The sequence below is a fragment of the Paraburkholderia sp. RL17-381-BIF-C genome (genome assembly GCF_046026435.1).
Lineage (GTDB): Bacteria > Pseudomonadota > Gammaproteobacteria > Burkholderiales > Burkholderiaceae > Paraburkholderia.
The window spans coordinates 1-238 of record NZ_JARESX010000277.1; the positions used below are offsets into that span (position 1 = coordinate 1).

1 protein-coding gene is annotated in these 238 nt (G+C 64.3%); it reads right to left on the reverse strand.

Going from position 1 to position 238, the window contains the following annotated elements:
* Nucleotides 1-238, reverse strand: a 238-nt coding sequence (locus tag P0D70_RS37035; protein WP_408188160.1) for an IS3 family transposase, incomplete at both ends; no start/stop codon positions are given.

Consider the following 238-nt stretch of genomic DNA (forward strand, 5'->3'; position numbering starts at 1 on the left):
CAGCAACTGGTGGTCTCGCATGACGCGATAGACCCGCTTGGCGTTCACGCACGGCACACCAGCCATTTCGTGACTACGTCGCAGCAGTGCCCAGACTCGCCGGTATCCATAAGTCGGCAAGCCCGCCACATGCTCGTGGATTGCAGCTACCAGTTCCGTGTCGTCGGTCTGTCGGGCACGGCGGCCGTCCTGCCAGTCCGGGGAGCGGGCCTTTCTGACTGCCAGAGCAGAGCGCGCT